Annotated in this window: 14 protein-coding genes; 8 read left to right on the top strand and 6 right to left on the bottom strand. The window is 58.9% G+C overall.

What is annotated here, in order from left to right; all coding sequences use genetic code 11:
- Nucleotides 1-172: 172 nt before the first annotated feature.
- The 6 genes from NC979_RS22070 to NC979_RS22045 all read left to right on the top strand — a co-directional run bounded on the left by NC979_RS22070 (nt 173) and on the right by NC979_RS22045 (nt 9,932).
- Nucleotides 173-5,458, top strand: coding sequence for a PAS domain S-box protein (locus tag NC979_RS22070; protein WP_190516098.1), 5,286 nt, complete (start codon nt 173-175; stop codon nt 5,456-5,458).
- 213 nt (nt 5,459-5,671) lie between these two features.
- The gene (locus NC979_RS22065; protein ID WP_190516095.1) at nt 5,672-6,625 is read left to right on the top strand and encodes a YihY/virulence factor BrkB family protein; all 954 of its coding nucleotides are present in this window, start codon (nt 5,672-5,674) and stop codon (nt 6,623-6,625) included.
- An 82-nt stretch (nt 6,626-6,707) separates the two neighbouring features.
- Nucleotides 6,708-7,343: a LysE family translocator gene (locus tag NC979_RS22060; RefSeq protein WP_190516093.1), complete on the top strand. Its 636-nt coding sequence runs from the start codon at nt 6,708-6,710 to the stop codon at nt 7,341-7,343.
- A 63-nt stretch (nt 7,344-7,406) separates the two neighbouring features.
- Nucleotides 7,407-7,961: a DUF3124 domain-containing protein gene (locus NC979_RS22055; protein WP_190516091.1), complete on the top strand. Its 555-nt coding sequence runs from the start codon at nt 7,407-7,409 to the stop codon at nt 7,959-7,961.
- A gap of 111 nt (nt 7,962-8,072) precedes the next feature.
- Nucleotides 8,073-9,131 carry a low-specificity L-threonine aldolase gene (gene ltaE / locus NC979_RS22050; protein WP_190516088.1) on the top strand — a complete coding sequence of 353 codons (1,059 nt, stop codon included), beginning with the start codon at nt 8,073-8,075 and terminating at the stop codon, nt 9,129-9,131.
- 180 nt (nt 9,132-9,311) lie between these two features.
- Nucleotides 9,312-9,932: a precorrin-8X methylmutase gene (locus NC979_RS22045; RefSeq protein WP_190516085.1), complete on the top strand. Its 621-nt coding sequence runs from the start codon at nt 9,312-9,314 to the stop codon at nt 9,930-9,932.
- A 152-nt stretch (nt 9,933-10,084) separates the two neighbouring features.
- On the opposite strand, the gene NC979_RS22040 is transcribed toward NC979_RS22045, so the two are convergent.
- From NC979_RS22040 to NC979_RS22015, 6 genes are all read right to left on the bottom strand, one after another.
- Nucleotides 10,085-11,362 (bottom strand): GGDEF domain-containing protein, encoded by a 1,278-nt coding sequence (locus NC979_RS22040; protein WP_190516083.1) that lies wholly within the window; start codon nt 11,360-11,362, stop codon nt 10,085-10,087.
- 55 nt (nt 11,363-11,417) lie between these two features.
- Nucleotides 11,418-12,518, bottom strand: a complete 1,101-nt coding sequence (locus NC979_RS22035; RefSeq protein ID WP_190516076.1) for a putative bifunctional diguanylate cyclase/phosphodiesterase — start codon at nt 12,516-12,518, stop codon at nt 11,418-11,420.
- A gap of 89 nt (nt 12,519-12,607) precedes the next feature.
- Nucleotides 12,608-12,850 (bottom strand): hypothetical protein, encoded by a 243-nt coding sequence (locus tag NC979_RS22030; RefSeq protein WP_190516073.1) that lies wholly within the window; start codon nt 12,848-12,850, stop codon nt 12,608-12,610.
- An 86-nt stretch (nt 12,851-12,936) separates the two neighbouring features.
- A complete protein-coding gene (locus NC979_RS22025) occupies nt 12,937-13,314 on the bottom strand; it encodes a response regulator (RefSeq protein ID WP_190516071.1) in 378 nt (125 codons plus the stop codon).
- 88 nt (nt 13,315-13,402) lie between these two features.
- Nucleotides 13,403-15,331: a response regulator gene (locus tag NC979_RS22020; RefSeq protein ID WP_190516068.1), complete on the bottom strand. Its 1,929-nt coding sequence runs from the start codon at nt 15,329-15,331 to the stop codon at nt 13,403-13,405.
- A gap of 31 nt (nt 15,332-15,362) precedes the next feature.
- Complete coding sequence (locus tag NC979_RS22015) at nt 15,363-15,500, bottom strand: hypothetical protein (RefSeq protein WP_190516066.1); 138 nt, start codon at nt 15,498-15,500, stop codon at nt 15,363-15,365.
- A 250-nt stretch (nt 15,501-15,750) separates the two neighbouring features.
- Here NC979_RS22015 and NC979_RS22010 point away from each other — a divergent pair, with 250 nt between their 5' ends.
- Together NC979_RS22010 and NC979_RS22005 are read left to right on the top strand one after the other, a co-directional pair.
- Nucleotides 15,751-19,998 (top strand): response regulator, encoded by a 4,248-nt coding sequence (locus NC979_RS22010; protein ID WP_190516064.1) that lies wholly within the window; start codon nt 15,751-15,753, stop codon nt 19,996-19,998.
- Nucleotides 19,999-20,133: 135 nt separating this feature from the next.
- Nucleotides 20,134-21,261: a response regulator gene (locus NC979_RS22005; protein ID WP_190516062.1), complete on the top strand. Its 1,128-nt coding sequence runs from the start codon at nt 20,134-20,136 to the stop codon at nt 21,259-21,261.
- Nucleotides 21,262-21,290: the final 29 nt, after the last annotated feature.

The raw sequence follows: 21,290 nt of genomic DNA, 5'->3' as shown, positions 1-21,290 counted from the left end.
ATCACACTCTCCCCTACCTGCACCTCAGAGTGCTCTCCGCCAACCCGTCCAACTGCTGAATACAACCCCGTGCAAACCTCTTTAAGTTAAACGTCTATCTAAAGGATGATTTATATCCTTGCCAAAGTCGGGTTGAATGGATTTACCGTTTATGTATACGGCTCCATCCTCCATGAAACGCAACGCGAGCGGGAAGTTTGTGAACAATTGGGAGCGAGAGACCAAGCATCGAGTCAGCCTATCTCTAACCCACACGGCTTGGCGATCGCTCGAGCAAACGGCCCAACAACAGAAAACTTCTCGCTCTGAAGTAATCGAGCAGTTTGCCCGCAGCTTAGAGGCAGAGCATGCTGTCTGCGACCCTGGAGACAATGCTCAAGTTGTACGGCTGCAAAACCAACTACTTGAGCTACAGCAGCAGAACCAGGCGCTAGAAGCGCGGTTAGCCCATACGCCAGGCCCAGTCGAGCAGGCGACAGAGCACAAAGTCGCAGCTATTTTAGAAAGCATCACCGACGCGTTTGTGGCCTTTGACCGCCAGTGGCACTACACCTACGTCAACCAGGCCGCGGCCCAAATTCTGCACAAAGCCCCTGAAGATTTGATTGGCAAACAGGTTTGGAACGACGTTTTTCCGGAGCTAGTGGGTGGGGTGGCCTACGAGGCCATGCACCGGGCAATCGCAGAGCAAATTCCGGTGGCTTGGGAAGAGTTTGGCGAGCCCCTTCAACGCTGCCTGGAGGTCAAAGCCTATCCGTCCGCTGAAGGAATCGCGGTTTACTTTCGAGATGTGACCGATCGCAAGCAGGCCGAGGTAGAACGGGAGCGACTGCTCCGCGATTTGGAAACAGAACATGCCCAGTTTGAAGCGGTGCTGCGGCAGATGCCGGCGGGCGTGCTGATTGCTGAGGCCGGGTCTAACAAATTGATCCTAGCCAATGAGCAGGCGAAACAAATTTTGGGCTGTAGCTACGAGCAGTCCTACGAACTAGAAGCCTATGTACCCATCACTCCCTTTGAAGCGTTTCGCCCCGATGGGCAAAAATATGAGCCCCATGAATTTCCCCTGCCGCGATCGCTGAGAACCGGCGAAGTCGTCACCGACGAGGAGATGGAGCTTCGCCAGGACGATGGTCAACGGACCGTAATTACAGTGAATGCCGCCCCAATTTTAGATGGGCAAGGGCAAATTTTGGCGGCCGCCGTAGTGTTTCAAGACATTACCGAACGCCAGCAAACCGAAAAGCTCCTCAGGCAGCAGGCGGAACACCTCGAAAACCAGCAAAAATGGTTAGAAGCCGTTCTCGATTCAATGCCAACGCCGACCGTTTTTATTGAACCAGAAACCGCAAAAGTGATTTTTGCTAACCGAATAGCGAATGAGTTAGCCGGCGGTGATCTACCTAAAAACAAATCTCTAGAGGAATACGCCAGCGCCTATTACTGCACCGATGCTCAGGGCGATCGCATTGCCACTGAACAAATGCCAGCCGTGCTAGTTGCCCGTGGGGAGCAGTTACAGAACTATGAGATGAACTGGCATACCCCTGACGGCGTGCGGGCCACCCTTTGCTGGGGAGAAATATTGCCCGCCATGTATGGGCATCCGGCGATCGGCATTGGCATGTTTCAGGATGTGACCCGTCTCAAGCAGATTGAGGCGAACCTGCGGCAGGCCGAAGAACGCTTACAGCTAGCCCTCTCATCGGCCCAAATGGTGGCCTGGGATGTGGATCTAGAAACGGATCAGGTCGTGTGTTCTCCTAATGCCGAAGAAATTTGGGGCATGCAAGTCGGCACCACAGAGGCATTTCGGGCCCTCATTCACCCAGAGGATCGTCCACTGCTCAGGCAAGCGACCGTAGAGGCCCTGGAGGGAAACCAGACTTTTGCCCAAGAATATCGCGTGGTCGCTCCCGACGGTGAGGTGCGCTGGCTCAAGGGTCAGGGACAGATTTATCTCAATGAATCTGGGCAAGCTGTTCGCATGGCCGGGGTTTCAATCAATATTACCGAGCGCAAGCAAATCGAAGCCAACCGCGAGGCCCTACTCGCAGAGTTACAGCGCAAAGAACAGCAGCAGAAATTTTTGATTGAACTGAACGATGCCGCTCGCACCCTGCAAGACCCAGAGGAAATTGTTTGGCAGGTCGTCAACGCCACCGGCAAGCAATTCAACGTCACGCGCTGTGCCTACGGTGAAATTGATCAGGCCCAAGAACATGTGATCGTCGATCGCGACTACTGCGACGGCGTCATCAGTGTTGTGGGTAAGCACCACATGGATTCGTTTGGGGCTGAGATCATTGCCCAGTTAAAGCAGGGCAAAACCGTTGTGGTCGACGATGTCGCTCGCGACCCCCGCACCGCTGGCGTTGGCGAGGCGGCTTTTGCCGCCATTGAAACCCAATCGCTGCTCTGCGTGCCCCTGGTCAAGCGCGGGCGGTTCGTTGCCCTACTGGTGCTGCACCATGCGGCACCCCGCCCCTGGACGGCAAACGATGTGGCCCTGATGGAGCGCATCGCCGAAAAAACCTGGCTGGCCGTAGAGCGATCGCGGGCCGAAGCGAACCTGCGCGAAAGCGAAGCACGGCTCCAGCTCGCCCTCAATATCGGCCGCATGGGCACTTGGGAATGGGACATGCAAACTGGCACCATCCGCTGGTCGGCTGGGCATTTCACCATCCTGGGTTACCAGCCCAACGAATGCGAGCCGAGCTACAAAATGTGGGCCAATCGCGTCCATCCCGACGATCTAGCCTTGACCAGGGCAAAGCTCCAGCAGGCGGTTCGAGATCGCACCGATTACCACCACGAATATCGACTGCGCTGGCCCGATGGTTCCACTCGCTGGGTCGAGGTTCGGGGGCAGTTTTCCTACGATATTCAAGGCCATCCTAAGCAGTCGCTCGGAGCGGTGATCGACATTACCGAGCGCAAGCAAGCAGAGGAGGCCCTGCATCAGGCGCTGCAGAAGCTCAATTTCCACGTTGAAAACACCCCCATGGCGGTGATCGAGTGGGACCGAGACTTTCGCGTGACTCGGTGGTCGGCGGGTGCAGAGCGCATTCTGGGTTGGCGGGCCGACGAAATGCTGGGCAAAACGCTAGCCGAGATCCCCCTTGTCTATGAAGACGATCTAGAACCGGTTACTGAATCCTGCCGCCGGTTAGTTTACGGTGAAGAGTCCCACATTTTTTCCTCCAACCGCAACTACACCAAAGATCGCGCCGTGGTTCACTGCGAGTGGTACAACTCCAGCCTTAAAGACGAGTCGGGACGGATGACCTCTATCCTGTCGTTGGTGATGGATGTCACTGATCGTAAGCGAGCCGAGCAGGAGCGAGAACAACTGCTCGGGCGGGAACGGCTAGCCCGGGCCCAGGCTGAAGCTGCCCAACAGCAGCTGGCCACCCTGGTTGACACCTCCCCAATTGGGCTGGCGCTCTTAGACGGTGAGCAGCAATTTATCGCCATCAACGACGCCATGGCTGGGATCAATGGGTTGCCCCGTGACCATCACCTGGGTAAATCCGTTGCAGACCTATTTGGTGCGTCTGACCCCGCCATCGTCGAGGTTATTCGCCAGATCTATGCCACGGGACAGCCGTTTATTTCGCCCAACCTGCCCCTCAATGCCCCTGGCCATGAGGATCGCCGCCCCGGCTATTACGACGTTTACTATTTGCCAACGGTTGATTCAAATCAGCGGGTAGAACGACTTTTAGCCTACGTTATTGATGTCACAGAGCGCGTCAAACTAGAGCGCGCCCAGCAGTATCTCGCTGAGTCGAGCGCCGTGCTGGCCTCTTCCCTCGACTACCAAACGACCCTAGAGAAAGTTGCCCAGCTCACCGTACCGAAATTGGCCGACTGGTGCACCGTTCACATCGTGGAAGAGAATGGCGCAATCGACCAAATTGCCGTGGCCCACGTTGACCCGGCCAAGCTAGAATGGGCCCACCAAATCCGAGACAAGTATCCCCTAGATACCAATGCAGAGCGCGGTGCCGCCCTGACCCTGCGCACTGGGCAACCCGACCTGGTGCCTGAAATTCCCGATGAGCTGTTGGTCCATGCCGCCAAAGACCCTGAGCATTTAGAGATTTTGCGACAGGTGGGCTTTAGCTCGGTGATGACGGTGCCGCTACGCACCCAGGACCGCATCATTGGCGTGATCTCGTTTATCTCGGCGGAGTCGGGCCGCCGCTACACCACCGCAGATTTGCAGCTCGCAGAAGAATTGGCGCACCGAGCTTCATTGGCGATCGAAAATGCTCAGCTCTATCAGGCGGCCCAGCGCGATCGCACCAAAGCCGAAGCCGCCAACCGCATCAAAGACGAATTCTTGGCCGTCTTGTCTCATGAGCTCAGGTCACCCCTAAATCCGATTTTGGGCTGGGCCAGAATATTGCGCAGCAGACAGCTGGATGCCGCTAAAACTGACCAAGCCCTAGAAACCATCGAGCGCAACGCCAAACTCCAGGCGCAGCTGATCGAAGACCTGCTCGATGTCTCCCGCATTTTGCAGGGCAAGCTGACTTTGACCGTAGCCCCAGTAAATCTCGTCACCACCATTGAAGCGGCGACTGAAACCGTGCGCCTGGCGGCGGAAGCCAAACGGATTCGCATTCAAACCACGCTGAATGCGATCGCGGGCCAGGTTTTAGGCGACACCAACCGGCTCCAACAAGTGATTTGGAACCTGCTCTCCAATGCGGTCAAGTTCACCCCAGCGGGTGGGCAAGTCGCCATCACCCTAGAGCAGGTTGACGCCTATGCTCAAATTCAGGTGAGAGACACCGGCAAAGGCATTCATCCCAACTTTCTGCCCCACGTATTTGATTATTTCCGTCAAGAAGACGGCACCACCACCCGACAGTTTGGCGGCCTCGGCTTGGGCCTGGCGATCGTGCGCCAGCTCACCGAACTGCACGGCGGGATGGTGTGGGCCGACAGTCCGGGACAAAACCTGGGCGCGACCTTTACGGTGCTGCTGCCCCTCAACCTAGAAGGGCAGGATCAACCCTCTGCCGCTGAACCGTTAAAAAAAGCGACCGACTTAACCGGGCTACAGGTCTTAGTCGTAGACGACGAGGCCGACATGCGGGAGTTGGCGTCCTTCGTTCTCACCCAGGCGGGGGCCGAGGTAGCCGTTGCCGCCTCAGCCCTGCAAGCTCTCGGCCAGCTCAATCAGTCTGTGCCCGACCTGCTACTGTGCGACATCGGCATGCCGGAGATGAATGGCTACGCGCTGATTCAGCAAATCCGCAAAAGACGCCACGACCAGGGCGGCAATATTCCTGCGATCGCCCTGACGGCCTACGCGGGAGAGATCAATCAGCAGCATGCCCTGGCCGCTGGCTTTCAGCTGCACCTAGCCAAACCCATTGAACCAGACCTGCTGGTGAGCGCGATCGCCACGCTGGTGCAGCCGCCACCGGCAACCGGCGGTTAGTGTTTAGCCAAGCTGACTGTGACAAGCTCTAACAGCTAGGGGTGTAGGGTTTAAGGTGTCCGGTTCATGACCTACCTTGAACTGGACACCCTTAAACCCTATGCCCTCTCTAACCTGTCACCTTTGGCCTGGCAGACTACTAGATGTATCGCTCTCTTCTGCACCGGCTCTGGGGGTAGGCGATAATAGCCTCGGTTGCTCTGCCCGTCACCTATGCTGCAATACGTGCGATCGCGCCTGCTGCCCTATCTGCGCACCCAGGTGCTGCCCTCCAAACCCGCCCAGCTGCTGATTCAAACCTGGCTGAAGTGGGATCGCGACAATGTTCCCGGCATGGCGGCGGCGCTGTCGTACTACGCGCTGTTTTCGCTGTTTCCGCTGCTGCTGGTGATTCTCGGCGTGGTGGGGGCGCTGGTTGGCCCCGATTCAGAGGCCTTGGTCGCCATGCAGGAGATCATTGTGCGCTACCTGCCCCCCGAGGTGCACGATCTGATCAAAGACACCATCATCGCCCTCAACGAAAATAGCGTTGGGGCAGGACTAATTGGCTTTGGCATCTTGCTGTTTGCCGCCAGCACCATCTTTGCGATTTTGAAGCGATCGGTGAACAAAATCTGGGAAACCCCCAGCCGCGTCAGCGAAGCGGGGTCGCCGGCCCGCATAGCGCTGTTTTTTGTTGTCAACAAACTGTCGGCCTTTGTACTAGTGATCGCCACAGCGCTACTGCTGTTGGCCTCGCTGCTGTCGCAGATTGTCATCAAGGTCATTCTCACCCTGGTAAACACCTTTCAGGCCACCTTTGACTTCCTCACCATTGACGAAGCAATTTTGGGCAAAAGCTTGGAAGCAGGCTGGTCATTCTTGGCGCTGGGTTTTGCGATCACCGGGCTGTTCCGCATTCTGCCCTCAATCAAACTTTCCTGGCGCGACATCTGGCCCGGGGCCCTGCTCACCACTCTGCTGCTGGCGGGCTTGCAGTGGCTGGTCAGCAACAGCGTCATTACCCTGGGCAGCCGCTTCGTCTCCTACGGCGTGATCGGCAGCGTGATGATTCTGATGCTGTGGATCTTTTTGGCCTGTCAAATTTTCTTTGCGGGCTGCGAGTTTTCGTTTGTCTACGCCCATCTGTTTGGCACCAAACGCCGAACCGCCCGGTTTGGGGAGTAGGGCACAGTCTGCTGGGTCGCCATTGTAGATATTGGAGAACCGCGGATATTAGATAGAAGACTTCAACCTAACGGAGATTGACATGCCCGATGTAGCAACGCTTAGTCTGTTTTTTACCGCCGCTTTTGTTCTCAGCATTACGCCAGGGCCGGGCATTCTCTACACGCTGGCTCGCAGCCTCAACGGCGGCAAATCTGAGGGCATTTCATCGGCCCTGGGCCTGTTTGTCGGCGGGCTGGTGCATGTTTTTGCCGCCGCTGTCGGCATTTCTAGCCTGCTGATGACCTCGACTGTGGCGTTCACCCTGGTGAAATATGCCGGCGCTGCTTATCTCATTTATTTGGGGCTGCGCACGCTGTTGAGTCGAGATATGCTACTCGTCAATGCTGATGCTGCTGTACCGTTGCCCCGTCGAGGCAGCGCGTTTTATCAAGGCGTGATTACTGAGGTGTTCAACCCGAAGACGGCACTGTTTTTTTTGGCCTTTATTCCGCAGTTCATCAATGTTGAAAGCGGGAGTATTTTTACCCAGTTTTTGGTGCTGGGTTTGATTACAGATTTTCTGAATCTGGCAGTGGATGTTTTTGTGGCGTCTTTCGCCGGACCGCTGGGGCAGAGACTGCGGACGAGCGGCAGCTTTAGACGCGGTCAGCGCCTCACATCAGGCTGCACCATGATTGGTCTGGGCGCGTATGTGGCGATCGCCGAGCCGAGCTAGCGGCCTGAGCAACCAGTGATACTGTCGGTGCGCGTGGGTCAACTAATCAGAGGAACCCGTCTAATGATGAGCTTTAGAGTAGCGCTGATTTGTTTAAGCCTGAGTCTGCTGTCGGCCTGCGCAATCCAAACCCCAGCAACCAGCCCAGCCTCCCTGCTCTCTGCCCAGGAGCGCTTCAGCGATCGCCCCGGCGTCACCGTCTTAGCCACTACTCCCGCCTCGGCGGTGCAGGGGCAAACCCTCTACGTACCGGTGTATTCCGAAATTTTTGACTCCGAAGCCAATCGCACCTTTCAACTGACCGTGACCCTGAGTTTGCGCAACAGCGATCGCAACCAGCCCATCACCATCACCACGCTGGACTACTACAACTCAGGAGGCGATCGCCTCGTCACCTACCTTGATGCCCCCATTCAGCTCGCCCCCCTCGCCTCCACCGAAGTCGTTGTCGATCGTACCAACGTCGCAGGCGGGGTAGGAGCTAACTTCATCGTCACTTGGCAATCCGCTGCCCCCGTCAGCAACCCAGTCATCGAAGCAGTGATGATCAGCACCGCCTCCCAGCAGGGCCTATCCTTCGTCAGCCCCGCCCGCATCATCGAGGAACTACAGCCCTAAAGAAAACCCCACAGTGCAAAACAAGTATCCATCCTGAAAGCCCCGTCCCCTACCCTCTACCCGACCACTCATCCACCCCCCACCCATCCACCCCCTACCCCTACCCCTCCCATGTCCACCATCCACCCCGCCACAGACTTCCGCTCCGACACCGTCACCTGGCCCACCCCCGCCATGGTTGAGGCCATGGCCACCGCCGAACTGGGAGATGACGTTTACGGCGAAGACCCCACCGTCAACGAGCTAGAAGCCCTAGCCGCCAATCTGCTAGGCAAAGAGGCGGGGCTGTTTGTCACCAGCGGCACCCAGGGCAACCTGATCGCCGCCCTCACCCACGCCCAGCGCGGTGACGAAGCCATCCTCGGCGAAGACGCCCACACCTTCTGCTGGGAGGCGGGCGGCATCGCTGTGCTGGGCGGCATCACCACTCGACCGCTGCCTACCGACAGTCGAGGCCGCATGGCGATCGATCAGATCAAATCAGCAATTCGAGTGGATAATCCACACCTGCCCCACAGCCGCCTGGTGTTGCTCGAAAACAGCTCCGGCGGCAACAATGGCGCGGCGATCGAGCCCGAGTACTTTGCCGCGATCGGCACCCTAGCCCACGAGCATCATCTCAAGGTGCATTTAGATGGAGCGCGACTGTTCAATGCCGTCACCGCTCTTGGGGTCGAGCCCACCGACATTACCGCCCATGTCGATTCGGTGAGCGTGTGCCTCAGCAAGGGGCTATGCGCTCCAGTGGGTTCCCTGCTGGTGGGCAGCGAGGCGTTTATCCACCAGGCCCGCCGCCACCGCAAGCTGCTAGGCGGTGGCATGCGCCAGGCCGGCGGGCTAGCTGCAGCAGGCATCATTGCCCTCAAGACCATGAGCCAGCGATTGCAGAGCGATCACGATAACGCCCAGGCTCTAGCTCAGGGATTGGCGACCATTCCAGGCATTGAAATTGACCCAGCGGCGGTTGAAACCAATATGGTGTTTTTTGACTTAGCTGAGGGAGTTGCTATTTCCCCAGAAGCCTTGATCAAAGCGCTGAAGCTTGAGTACGGACTGCATATCGGCGGGTATGGCGATCGCCGCCTGCGAGCCGTCACCCACTACTGGATTGAGCCGCCCCAGGTTGAGCGGCTGTTAGCGGCCATGGGCACTATTCTGGGCCGGCATTGACCCCAACAGCAGGACAATCGGCGGCGAGGGTGTAGGGTTTAAGGAACGTGGTCCGCAGCGCCTTCGGGATCTAATCTTTGAGGGATCCAGCTGTGGCGATCGCGCTGCTGGTTGCGCTACACCCCAGACCTGGCTAAACTTAGCCCAGCAAACTGACCCACCCCTCTTAACCGGCCCCCTATGGAATGGCATGTGACCGATGCCCAAAGCCTGCGCGTGATTGACTCCGAAATTGGCGACCACAGCTTCTCGCCGTCGGAATACGAAATTGTGCGCCGGGTAATCTATGCCACCGCCGACTTTGCCTTCAAAGATCTCATTCATTTCTCTGACCAGGCGCTGCAGTCGGGGGCCGCAGCCCTGGCGGCCCGCACCACCATTGTTGTCGATGTGCCCATGGTGCAGGTGGGCATTACCCCCTGCATTCAGCAGACCTTTGCCAACCCAGTCTATTGCAGCATGGACGCCTTGACCCGGCCTCAGAAGGGCAAAAGCCAGGCCTCGTGGGGGGTAGAAACCCTAGCCCAGCGCTACCCCGAAGGCATCTTTATCATCGGGTCTTCAGAGGCGGCCCTGTCTACCCTGGTCGACCTGATCGACGCCGACAAGGTGCGCCCGGCGCTGGTGGTCGCGACCCCCGCCGGGTTCATAGAAACCGCTGTGATCAAAGGCCGCCTGCAAGACACCATGGTGCCCCATGTGGCCATCAACGGCCGCAAAGGCAGCCCTGTAGTTGCCGCTGCGATCGTCAACGGCCTAGTCGACCTAGCCTGGCAGGCCTACGGCAAAGAAAATCCCTAGCGGTTTGTGAAAGCTGTGGGGTACAAGGTGAAGGGTTCAAGGCCATTCCCTTTCGTTGTGCGATGGGGAGCAGCGGCGAAGGTTAGGTCAATCTGGTCTTTCACAGGCGATCGCCTCCCTTACCTACTGGCCAGCGTTGTCACTGGCCGCTGTCAAGCGGGATCAATGGCTGGATCAAACACCGCGTACTGCGACCCGCCTAGGGCTTTGGCCCGATACATGGCCATATCGGCGTGGTTGAGCATAGCCTCTACACTGTCATCGCCCTCAGTCCCTAGGGCAATACCAATGCTGGCGCTCGAACACACCTCCGGGTGGTCGCGCAGCAGCGGCAGGGCTAACGCCTGCTGAATTCGGGTGGCCACCGCAACGGCGGCTTCGCCCGAGGCAACCTCGTGCAGCAAGATGGCAAATTCGTCACCCCCCAGCCGGGCCACGGTGTCTTGGGGGCGGAGGCAGGCTTTGAGCTGAAGGGCAATTTCCACCAGCAGCTGGTCACCCACCCGATGGCCCAAGCTATCGTTGACTCCTTTAAAGTCGTCTAGATCAATGAACAACACCGCAAAACTGTAGGCGGCGCTGGTGCGTTTGAGGGCGATCGCCTGGGCCGCCTTTTCCATAAAAAAGCGGCGATTAGGCAGGCTAGTTAGGGTGTCGTGAATTGCCCCCGATCGCAACTCCAGCTCCAGCCGCTTGCGCTCCGTGACATTGCGAATAATGGCAATTCGGTGGCCTTGCTCGGTGGGCAGCAGGCGGGCTTCGCAAAAAATCTTCTGCTGCTCTACAGTCAACTCGGCCTCAAAGCATTGCAGCGACTGAGTGCGACTGGCCATCTGACCGTAGCTAAACAATTTAGCGGCAAAGCTCGACTCAAAGCAGCTCACAATCGACTGGCCCGCCGCGATGGGCAACCGACTGAGGTCGGGGTCTACAGAAGGCTTAACATCGAGAATGGAGCCATTGGCATCAAACTTCAGCATCAGGTCAGGGAAGTGATTCAGCAGGCCGGCACCAGGCTCGATCGTATGGGCCGGCGGCAGCAGACAGAGAGGCGGAGCAACCGGAAGCCCAGATCGCACAGTAATCAGCCGGGCGCGTACGCCATGGCAAAAGCCAATGGCATCGCCGGGGCGGAGGGGGCTAGTTTGCACCGGGGTGTCGTTAATTGTCAGCGGCTGACAGCTGGGGCCGTTTGTAGCATCGTCGCTGTGAATCACATAGCAGTGGTCGAGCCACACTAGGCTGGCGTGGTGGCCCGAGACCCCCTCAGACACCAGGCGAATATCTTTGGTGCGATCGCGGCCAATGGAGTAAAACCGCTTGCCCAGCGGCATAATCTGGCGGCGCTCACCATCTTGGATCAGCAGGGCCAGATTGGGGCAGTCATCCTCCCGCTCCTGGCACGGAGTCTCTTTAATTTGGGTCATCATACAGGGCACCAGTTGTAGAGCGCGTTTCCCGGCCGGTTGAGGGGAGCGAGGTTGCCTAGGCGACCCGTGCTAGCTCAGGGGCAAACGACAGTTGACCATCCAGCACCTGGCGCATCAGCAGGCAGGCAATCTCTTGGCCGTCGATGGGCCGGGAGAAGTAGTAGCCCTGCATCTTCTTGTAGCCCAGCTCTTTGAGGGTGATCAAGTCGTCGAGAGTCTCTACGCCTTCAACAATCACATCGAGCCGCAGCCGCTCGGCCAACATAAAGATGGCCTCGCTCATCGCCCAGTTTTTGTTGCGGATAAACGAGCGATCGATTTTGAGGGTGTCAAAGGGCAAGTCTTGCAGCCGCCCCAAGGAAGAATAACCCGTGCCAAAATCGTCGATGTAGAGCTGTATGCCCAGCTGTTGCAGTTCGACTAAAGCTCTGAGGGCTAAGTCCTTGTTTTCAATCAGCGCGCTCTCGGTGACTTCGAGCTTAAGGCTGTGGGGGGCAATGTGGTGGCGCTCAAGAATTTGGCCAATGTGCTCCACCAGCTGGGGATGGCGCAGCTGCACCGCCGAGAGATTGACGCTGACGCTGAGGGGAGCCACCGCCGGAAACTGCACCTGCCACTGGTGCAGCTGTTGGCAGGCCTGATCGAGCAAAAACAACCCCAGGGTATCGATCAGACCGGCCTTCTCGGCCAGGGGAATAAATACCTCTGGCGAAATGATGCCCCGGCTGCTGTGCTGCCATCGGGCCAGCGCCTCAAAGCCAATAATCCGGTTGTGCTCAATCGACACAATCGGCTGGTAGGCCAGGTGGATGGCCTGCTCCTCCACCGCCTGGTGCAGATCGTTTTCGAGCTGAAGCAGCTCTAGCTCGGCCGTTGAGAGCAGCGTCAGTAGGGGCGTGGGCTGGTTCTCCAGGGCGTTGGCCAGCCGGTTGAGGCGGTCGGCGTTGTTGATGGCGATCGCCAGCAGCCTTTGACCATCGTCGGAGAGCGACCCCGACTGCTGATACCCCAAAAGCTTAAGCGCCCCCTGAATTGAGGCGAGGGGAGTGCGTAGCTCGTGACAGATTAGCAGCGAGACATCATCAAAGGGGTGGGCTGAGCAGTCGGCAATCGAACACAAATCCTCACTGGGCTGAGCCGAGTTGGAGTACGCCATGGAAGATGCTTAAGGCTATAGAAACGTTAGTGGGTTGAGACATTGGGGGCGAGGCTAGGTGGAGCAAGCAGGGCGGGGGTACCAGGAGACTAGGCGGTCTGCGATCGCATCTCGACCCAGATGGTGTAGTGGGTCTTTGACACGGTGATGCACACCTTAAATCCTTTGTTACTTTCCTGGGTAGCTTGGCGGTAGGCCTGGAGCCGGTCAGCTAGGGGGAACTGCTGCAAGCTAATGTAAAAGTCATTCCGGTAGAGCATGCCGTCATGAATGCCCTGATTCCAGAATTTAAAGGAAGAGATGAACTCCTCGACCACTATTAGGGGGAGCATAGCGGGGCTGCTGGCAAGACGTCTTCTTCACAATAGAAAACAAAAGTGACAGCTATGTGAACACATTAAATCTTCTCACAGTGGCGCTACTGCCATCCCAAAACAGACTCAATTTGTCCGCCTAACAGGCCGGGATCAAAGGGCTTGATCAGCACGGCCCGTGCCCCCGCCGCCACAAAGGATTGTTGGGTGGCCAGCCGCAGGGTAGCCGTCAGTAAAATCACTGGAATGTGCTGAGTCTCAATATTTTCACCGAGTTTGAGCAGGGTGGCGAGACCGTCAACCTTGGGCATGACCACATCGAGCAAAATGGCGTCGGGACGATAGGTGGCTGCCAAGGCCGCGCCCTCCTCCCCAGAGGCGGCGGTTGTAACCTCCCAGTTTTTGGTGATTTCTAGGCTGACCTTGGCAATCTCGCGCACGTCGGCTTCGTCATCAATAATTAAAATGCGTTTGGCGGCCATGATACAAATGCCGGTGCATACCGGTTGCGAAATACAGAACTCGATCACTGCGGGGCTAAACCCCACCCAGAGCCTGCTCTCGGTCAGTCTATCCGAGGGGAGCTAGGCGGTGGGTCGCCTCTTGGTACAGGCGGTCTAGGGTATGGCCATCGGTTGGGAAAGTGGCTGCGCCCAAGAGCAAGCCCAGGGGTAGATCTAGACTGCCTGAGCTTGAGCGCAGCTGGTCAGCTAAGAGCTGAGCCAGGGGTGGTCCCAGCGCATCCTGGGGGGAAGACCAGGCAGGGGCCAGCGCTCCGATCAAAATTTCTTGCGATCCCCAGCGGGCGATCGCATCGCCTTGGCGCGTCAGGGTCGGCAGCACCGCCGCCAGAGCCACCATTAAGTCCTTTACTGAGGCCAGATCAGGGCTCAGGTGCAGCAGCACCAGACTGAGGGGCTGCGGGGAGCGGTGGGCCAGGTGCAGCAGCAGGTCGAATTCAATGGTGCCCTTGCGGCGGTTGGCCAGGCCGGTGAGCGGGTCGGTGCCGGCTAGGGTTTGCAGCAGGCGGCCCCGCTCTAGTCGCTGAAACAGCCGGTTGACCAGCTCCGGCTCCAGAATGGGCTTGGGCAGATAGTCGTCGGCTCCCGCCTGGTAAAGCTCGTAGACGGCAGCCGCCTCGCGGCAGGCGGTGAGAAATAAAATCGGCAGGGTCTGCCAGCGCTCCTGCTGGCGCAGCTGCCGGCAGAGCTCCACACCCCTGACATGGGGCATGTCCAAATCGAGCAGCACCAGGTCGGGAGGGCTGGCCTCCAAGGCAGCCCAGGTCTGGCGGGGGTCGTCGAGCGTCACCACGTCGAGGCCCCAGGGGGGCAGCAGGCGCTGGAGCTGAGCCAAAATTAACGGGTCGTCATCAACGGCCAGCACCCGATACCGGGTATCTGTGGGGCGCGGCGGCACGGCCAAGGGCACAATGCGTGACTCAACGGGGGGCGTGGAGATCTCCTTGGGGCCGGCGGCTAGCTGAGCATCGAGCTGAGCCACTAGAGCGATAAACTCGGCTCCCTGGGCTGCATCGGGCTGCATGAGCCAGTCTTCAAGGCGGCGGGCTAGGTGTGAGCCTTCGGTCAGGCTAAACAGGCCCAGGGAGCCGGCCAGCTTGTGGGCAGCGCCTTGGGCCATTGATCGCATCTCCTCGGGCAAAGGAGGCTGGTTGAGGGCAGCCGCCGCCCGGCGCAGAGTGGCCATGCGATCGCTAAGGATGGGTCGAAACTGGTCAAAGGCGGCGATCGCCGCGGCTCGGGCGGCCGCTGCTTTGGCCTGCTCTGGGGAGGGGTCGGGCTGAGGCAACTCTGGCTCGGCGGCCGGTGGAGCAGGCCTGAGGCGATAGCCCATGCCGTAGACGTTCTCGACCATATCGTCGGCACCGGCCTGCTTGAGCTTGCGCCGCAGCCGCCTAATATGGGTGCGAATGGTTTCTTCTCCAGGGCAGTCGTCGGCGCTCCACAGCCGTTCTAGCAACACTGTGTTGCTGAAAATGCGATCGGGGTGGCGCAGCAGCAGTTCCAGCAACCCATATTCCTTGGGAGAAAGCACCACCGTCTGGTCGGCTACTGTTACCAAATTCGCCTTGGGGTCGCACCGGAGTTGGCCCCAGTGCAGAGTGGGGCTGCTCATCACCGTGGGGCGGCGCAGCAGCGCGCGCAGGCGGGCGGTCAGCTCAGTCAGGGTATAGGGTTTAACCAGGTAGTCGTCGGCACCGGCATTGAGCCCTTCGACCTTGTCACTGTTGCTGCCGCGCCCGGTCAGCAGCAAAATTGGCCCGACATAGCCCGTCTGGCGCAGCCGACGACACAGCGACAGCCCATCTAAACCCGGCATATCAATGTCTAAAACGATCAGATCGTAGGAGGTAGACCGGGCATACTCCCAGCCCAGCAACCCGTCGGTGGTGGTGTCGACAACGTAATGTTGGGCGGCTAGATCGCTGGTCAGCCGCTCGATTAAGACCTCGTCGTCGTCGACCAGAAGAATTTTCATGGTGGCCTCAGCCGTCGCAGGGGTGCGTAGCTTAGAATGCCCGCAGCGATCGCAGAATTTCCGCGCCAGCAGCATCGCCCCGCCCCAGCCTGATCGGATTGCCGCTGCTGCGTTCACGCTGTTGCCACAGTTGCCGCTCGCTATGAATATGTTCCCAAGATAGCGTCACAGCAAGGGAGCAGGAGTTCCGCCGGTTGTCTATAGCCCGCCCCGGGGTAAGAGTTGTCGGGAAGAGGGATCTAACCCCCCTCCCCAATGGCTACGGGTTAGCTACCGTGGTGGCGTAGCTGGCCGATGAAATGCTTGAGGCCCCCAACCAAATTTCCCGTCGTCGCCAACAGCGGTTTGGCTAGTTTTGGGCAAAACCCCTCCAATTCGGGAATCTTGGCTACATTGGTCTTGCTCTAACGCCTCGAGTCATGCCGCTTCCCTGCCCCGACCCTGCAATGCGCTACGCCGATCGAGTTGCGGCGGGCGAAACTCTGCTGATCGTAGATGACTCCTTAGAAAACCTCAGGTTTCTCTCTAAAACCCTTAAGGGCCAGGGCTATAGGGTGCGGTGCGCCCGCAGCGGGGCCATGGCGCTGCTGGCCGTCAACACCACCCAGCCCGCCCTGATTCTGCTAGATATTCGCATGCCCGAGATGGATGGCTATGCGGTGTGTCAGCGGCTGAAGGCTGACCCCAATACCCAGGCCATCCCGGTGATTTTTCTCAGCGCCCTGGATGAGGCGCTCGATAAGGTTAAGGCCTTTGAGGTGGGGGCTGCCGACTATCTCACCAAACCCTTCCAAGTTGAAGAACTGCTGGCCCGAGTGGCAAATCAGCTGACAATTCGGCGCTTGCAGCACTGCATGACGGTGCAAAACCAGCAGCTTCAGCAGGAAATCTGCGATCGCAACCAGGCCGAGGCCAGCCTTCATCAAGCAACGGCTCAGCTGTCTACGCTGATTGAGCACCTTCAGGTGGGGGTGATATTGGAGACCCCAACCGGCCAGGTGCTCATGGTCAACCAGCCCTGTTGCGACCTGTTTCGCCTGGATCTGCCCCCAGCCGCTCTAGTTGGGGCCGATGGCCAAGCCTTTGCCCAGGATAGTGCCGGTCTGTGGGTCGATGCCATCGCCTTTACTCGGCGCATAGCAGCCCTGCGGCAGGCCCAGCAGCCGGTGGTGGCCGAAGAGATTGCCCTAGCCGATGGTCGCACTCTAGAGCGCGACTACGTGCCCCTAGGAGGCGATCGCGGCCTAGAGGGTCACCTCTGGCAGTACCGCGACATTACTGCCCGCAAGCAAGCCGAGCAAATTTTGCTGCAAAACTCCCAGGCGCTCAACCACTTTAGCCAGAGCCTAAAGCACCTGCACCGCCTCAGCCTGACCCAGTTTGACAGCTTTGATGCCCTGCTCCACGACTACCTCAATACCGGCCGTCAGATGCTGGGATTTACCGGTGGGCTAGTGGGCAAGATCGAGGACGGAGACTACGTGGCGATCGCCACGGAGGCCAATCTACCGAGGCTAAAGCCCGACTGGCGCTGCCCCCTCGACGACACCTTTTGCAGCCTGGCTATTTATCAGCAGCGCACCGTCAGCTTTACCCACATTGGTACCCAGCCGGAGCTGCGCCAGCACCCCCTATATCAAGCACTGCGGCTAGAGTCGTACCTGGGCACCCCAATCTGGGTGGAGGGCGAGGTCTATGGCAACCTGTGCTTTTTTGACACCACCCCGCGCCCCCATGGGTTCAATCAGCACGAAACCGAAATTATTGAGCTGATGGCCCAGAGCATTGGCAAGGTGATCAGCACCGACCGACTAGAGCAGCAGCGGCAGCGAGCCAGGGTCAAACTCCAGCAGAGTGAAGAGCGCTGGCAGTTGGCCATTCAGGGCAGCAACGCGGGCATCTACGACCTCGACTTTCGCACTCAAACGGCGTTTTTCTCCGAGCGCTACAGGGCGCTGCTGGGCTTCAGCGACCCGGCTACGAACGAACGGCTGAGCGATGACGACTTGCGCTGGGAGTCGCGCATTCACCCCGACGATTACGATCGCGTTATGGCGGTGCACCACGCCTACCTAATTCAGCGCCGCCTGCCCACCTACGAAGTTGAGTATCGGCTGCGCTGCCGCGACCAGAGCTACAAGTGGGTGATCTCCCGGGGTCAAGCCCTGTGGGATGAGCAGGGTCGGCCGATTCGCCTAGTGGGCTCGACTGGCGATATCAGCGAACGGATGCGGCTTGAAGCCGAACGCAAGCAGGCTGAGGCCGCCCTGCGCCAGAGCGAAGAAAAATTTCGCCAGCTGGCGGAATACATTGACAGCGTTTTTTGGATCTACGAGCCCCAGCAGCGCCAGTTTGCCTACGTTTCCCCCGCCTACGAAAGCATTTGGGGCCGTAGTCGGGAAGAGCTTTACCACAACGCGCGGGCCTGGGTCGAGGCGGTGCACCCTGACGATCGCGATCGGGTAATCCGAGGCCTGCCCCGCCGTCCGGCGCCTAAAGCTCTGGCCCACTTCAGCTACGACGAAGAATTTCGCATCACTCGTCCCCTAGGCCAACCAGCCTGGGTGCGGGTGCGGGCCTTTCCCATTCGCAACGAGCAGGGGGAAGTCTATCGCCTGGTGGGGGTAGCTGAAGACCTGACCCAGGTGAAGCGCCAAGAGGAATCGCTACGGCTGATTGTGGAAGGCACTGCCGCCAAAACAGGCAGCGATTTCTTTGAGTCGCTGGTGCGCTATCTAGCCGATATTTTGCAGGTGCGCCATGTCCTGGTCACCCAACGGCTGCCGGCAGACCCAAGCCGCACCCGCACCCTGGCCTTTTGGCAGCAGGGTCAACTGGGCGATCGCCTAGAGCATGACCTAGCGGGCACTCCCTGTGAGCGACTGATAGCGGGCGAAGTGATCTATATACCTCAGCGGGTGCAAGTGCTCTACCCTGACGATGCCGAGCTGAGGTCGCTAGGGGCAATCAGCTTCTTGGGCATTCCCCTAGTGGATGCGGCCTCCCAGGTGATTGGCCACCTGGCGGTGATCGACGACAAACCCATGGTCGACGACCACACCCGCGAGCTAATTTTGCGCATTTTTGCAGCTCGGGCGGCGGCGGAGCTAGAGCGCCAGCAGACCGAAGATGCCCTGCGCCAGGCCCGCGAAACCGCCGACGCCGCCAACCAGGCCAAAAGCACCTTTTTAGCCAATATGAGTCACGAGCTGCGCACACCCCTCAACACCATCATCGGCTTTGCCCAGCTGATTACCCGTGATTGCCATCTAGAGACCCAGGCCCAAGACTACCTAAAAATTATTAGCCGTAGCGGCGAGCACCTGCTGGCGCTAATCAATGACGTGCTTGAGATGTCAAAAATTGAAGCTGGGCGGATTTCGCTCCATGTCACCACCTTTGATCTGTCGTACCTGCTGTCTAGCCTAGAGGCCATGCTTACCCTCCAGGCCGAGGCCAAAGGGCTCAGTCTGAGCTTTGACTGTGACCCGGCCTTGCCCACCTACATCGCCACCGACGAGGGCAAACTGCGCCAGGTGTTGATCAACCTGCTGGGCAACGCCATCAAATTTACCCAAGCCGGTCGGGTGATGCTGCGAGTGCGCTGCCAGCCAGTTCTGGAACAGCCCGGGGTGGCCAGTCCTGAAGCCAACGTAGCCCTGGAGTTTGCCGTAGTTGATACCGGCCCCGGCATTGACCCTGAGGATATTAACCGCCTGTTTGAGCCCTTCATTCAGAGTGCGGCGGGGCTGCGATGGTCAGAGGCCGGTTTAGGGCCATCGCACCAGGGCAGCGGCTTGGGTCTGCCCATCAGCCAACAGTTTGTGCAGCTGATGGGAGGTGAGCTCACCCTTGAGACCCGAGTTAGCCAGGGATCAACCTTTACCTTTGTGCTGCCCGTGCAGCGGATCGAGCGATCGGCGGTGTTTCCGGCCCTCGACGAACCCCCAATTATCGGTCTGGCCGACAATCACCCCCCCTGGCGGCTGTTGGTGGTTGAAGACCACCCGGCCAACCGCTACCTGCTGGTGCGCCTGCTCACCGCCGCCGGATTTGAGGTGCAGGCGGCCCAGGATGGCTACGCCGCCGTCGACCAGGCTCGCAGCTGGTGTCCTCACCTGATCTGGATGGACATTCGCATGCCCGGTCTCGACGGCTATGCTGCTACGGGCCAAATTCGGGCCCTGCACCTTGACCCTAAACCAGTGATTATTGCCCTCACCGCCAGCCCTTTTGAAGAAGAGCGAGCTAAAATCTTAGCCGCCGGGTGCGATGATTTCGTACGCAAGCCCTTTCAGATGCAGGCGATACTGCAAAAGATCGCTGCCTATCTGCCGGTGCGCTACCGCTACGCTGCTGAGGCTGACGCCTCTCCCCCTTCTCCCAGCGCTGCTAGGGGGGCTGGAGTAGGAGTTACCCCGCCCGCACTGGTGGAGCTGGGGCTGTGGTTACGAACGATGTCCCCTGAGTGGCAACAAAGTTTGGCCCAGGCGGCCATTGCCGGTTCCGACGATCGTCTGCTTGAGCTGTTCAACCAGATGCCCGACGCTCCAGTTAGCGTGGCTCAAACCTTGACTGGCTGGGCCAGAAACTTTGAGTTTGATCGCATTCTTGACTGTCTGCGCCCTAGGGCCGAGGCGACCCGCCAGGGAGACGCTGCGGTGTAGATAAATGTTGCCTTTCCCCAGCTAGATTCACCGCAGGGGTGAGGATCGGTAGGCTGAGACGGCGATCGCAGAGCGATACAACAGATCTAGAGAACGGAGGTGAACGGTGTACAAGATCGAGGCGGGAGGTACCCCATGACTTCCCCTAACGATGCAGTCGTCAAGGGCGACATCTTGATTGTTGACGATACTCCCGACAATCTACGGCTGCTCTCAGCGATGTTAGGACGCCATCAACTGGGGGTGCGTAAGGCGTTGACCGGTCAGTGGGCGATCGCCGCTGCCCAGGCCGCCCCCCCCGACCTAATTTTGCTCGACATCAAAATGCCGGAGATGAGCGGCTATGAAGTCTGCCAGCGGCTGAAGGCTGATCCCTTAACCCAAGCCATTCCGGTGATCTTTATCAGCGCCCTCGACGATGCGATCGACAAGGTCAAGGCCTTTGCTGCCGGCGGGGCCGACTACATCACCAAGCCGTTTCAGGAGGCGGAGGTGCTGGCTCGCATTGCCCACCAGCTAGAGCTGCGGCGGCTTCAGGCCCAGCTGGTGGCTCAGAACGAAGAGCTAGTGCGCTCCAACCGAGAGCTCGAGCAGTTTGCATCGGTGGTGTCCCACGATTTGCAGCAGCCGCTACAGAGTATTTTGGGCTACACCAAACTGATTGGCCTCACCTGCCCCGCCGTGCAGCAGTCGCCGGCCCAGCCCTACCTGAAAAGCATTCTGGATGCCAGCGATCGCATGCAGCAGATGATTCAAGACTGGCTGGCCTACGCCCAGGCGGGGCAGGCCCAGCCGACCTTTGCCCCGGTTGATGGCAACGCCCTGCTCGACCAGGTGATTCTCAATCTCAAGGTGGCCCTGACCGAGTCCCAGGCACAGCTGTGCTATGGCGATTTGCCCACCGTGATGGGGAACGAAGTGCAGCTCATGCAGCTGTTTCAAAACCTGATCAGCAACGGCCTAAAATTTGTCCGGCCGGATACGGTGCCCCAGATCACTCTGTCGGTAGAACCCCTACCCCAGGCCTGGCAATTCAGCATTCACGACAACGGCATTGGCATTGAGGCCGAGCACCTGGGGCAAATTTTCGAGGCCTTTCATCGCCTTCACGATGCCCAGAGCTACCCTGGCAGCGGCATTGGCTTGGCTACCTGTCAAAAGATTGTCGAACGCCACGGCGGCCAGATTTGGGCAGAATCGCAGCCGGGCCTGGGCAGCACCTTTTACTTCACCCTGCGGGCTGTCCCCGACAGTGACGGCTAGCCTCGTCTTCTCTCTAAGTTGCTCTCGGA

It is taken from the genome of Leptolyngbya subtilissima AS-A7 (genome assembly GCF_039962255.1).
Taxonomy (GTDB): Bacteria; Cyanobacteriota; Cyanobacteriia; order Phormidesmidales; family Phormidesmidaceae; genus Nodosilinea.
This window is presented reverse-complemented; position numbering and strand designations above follow the sequence as displayed.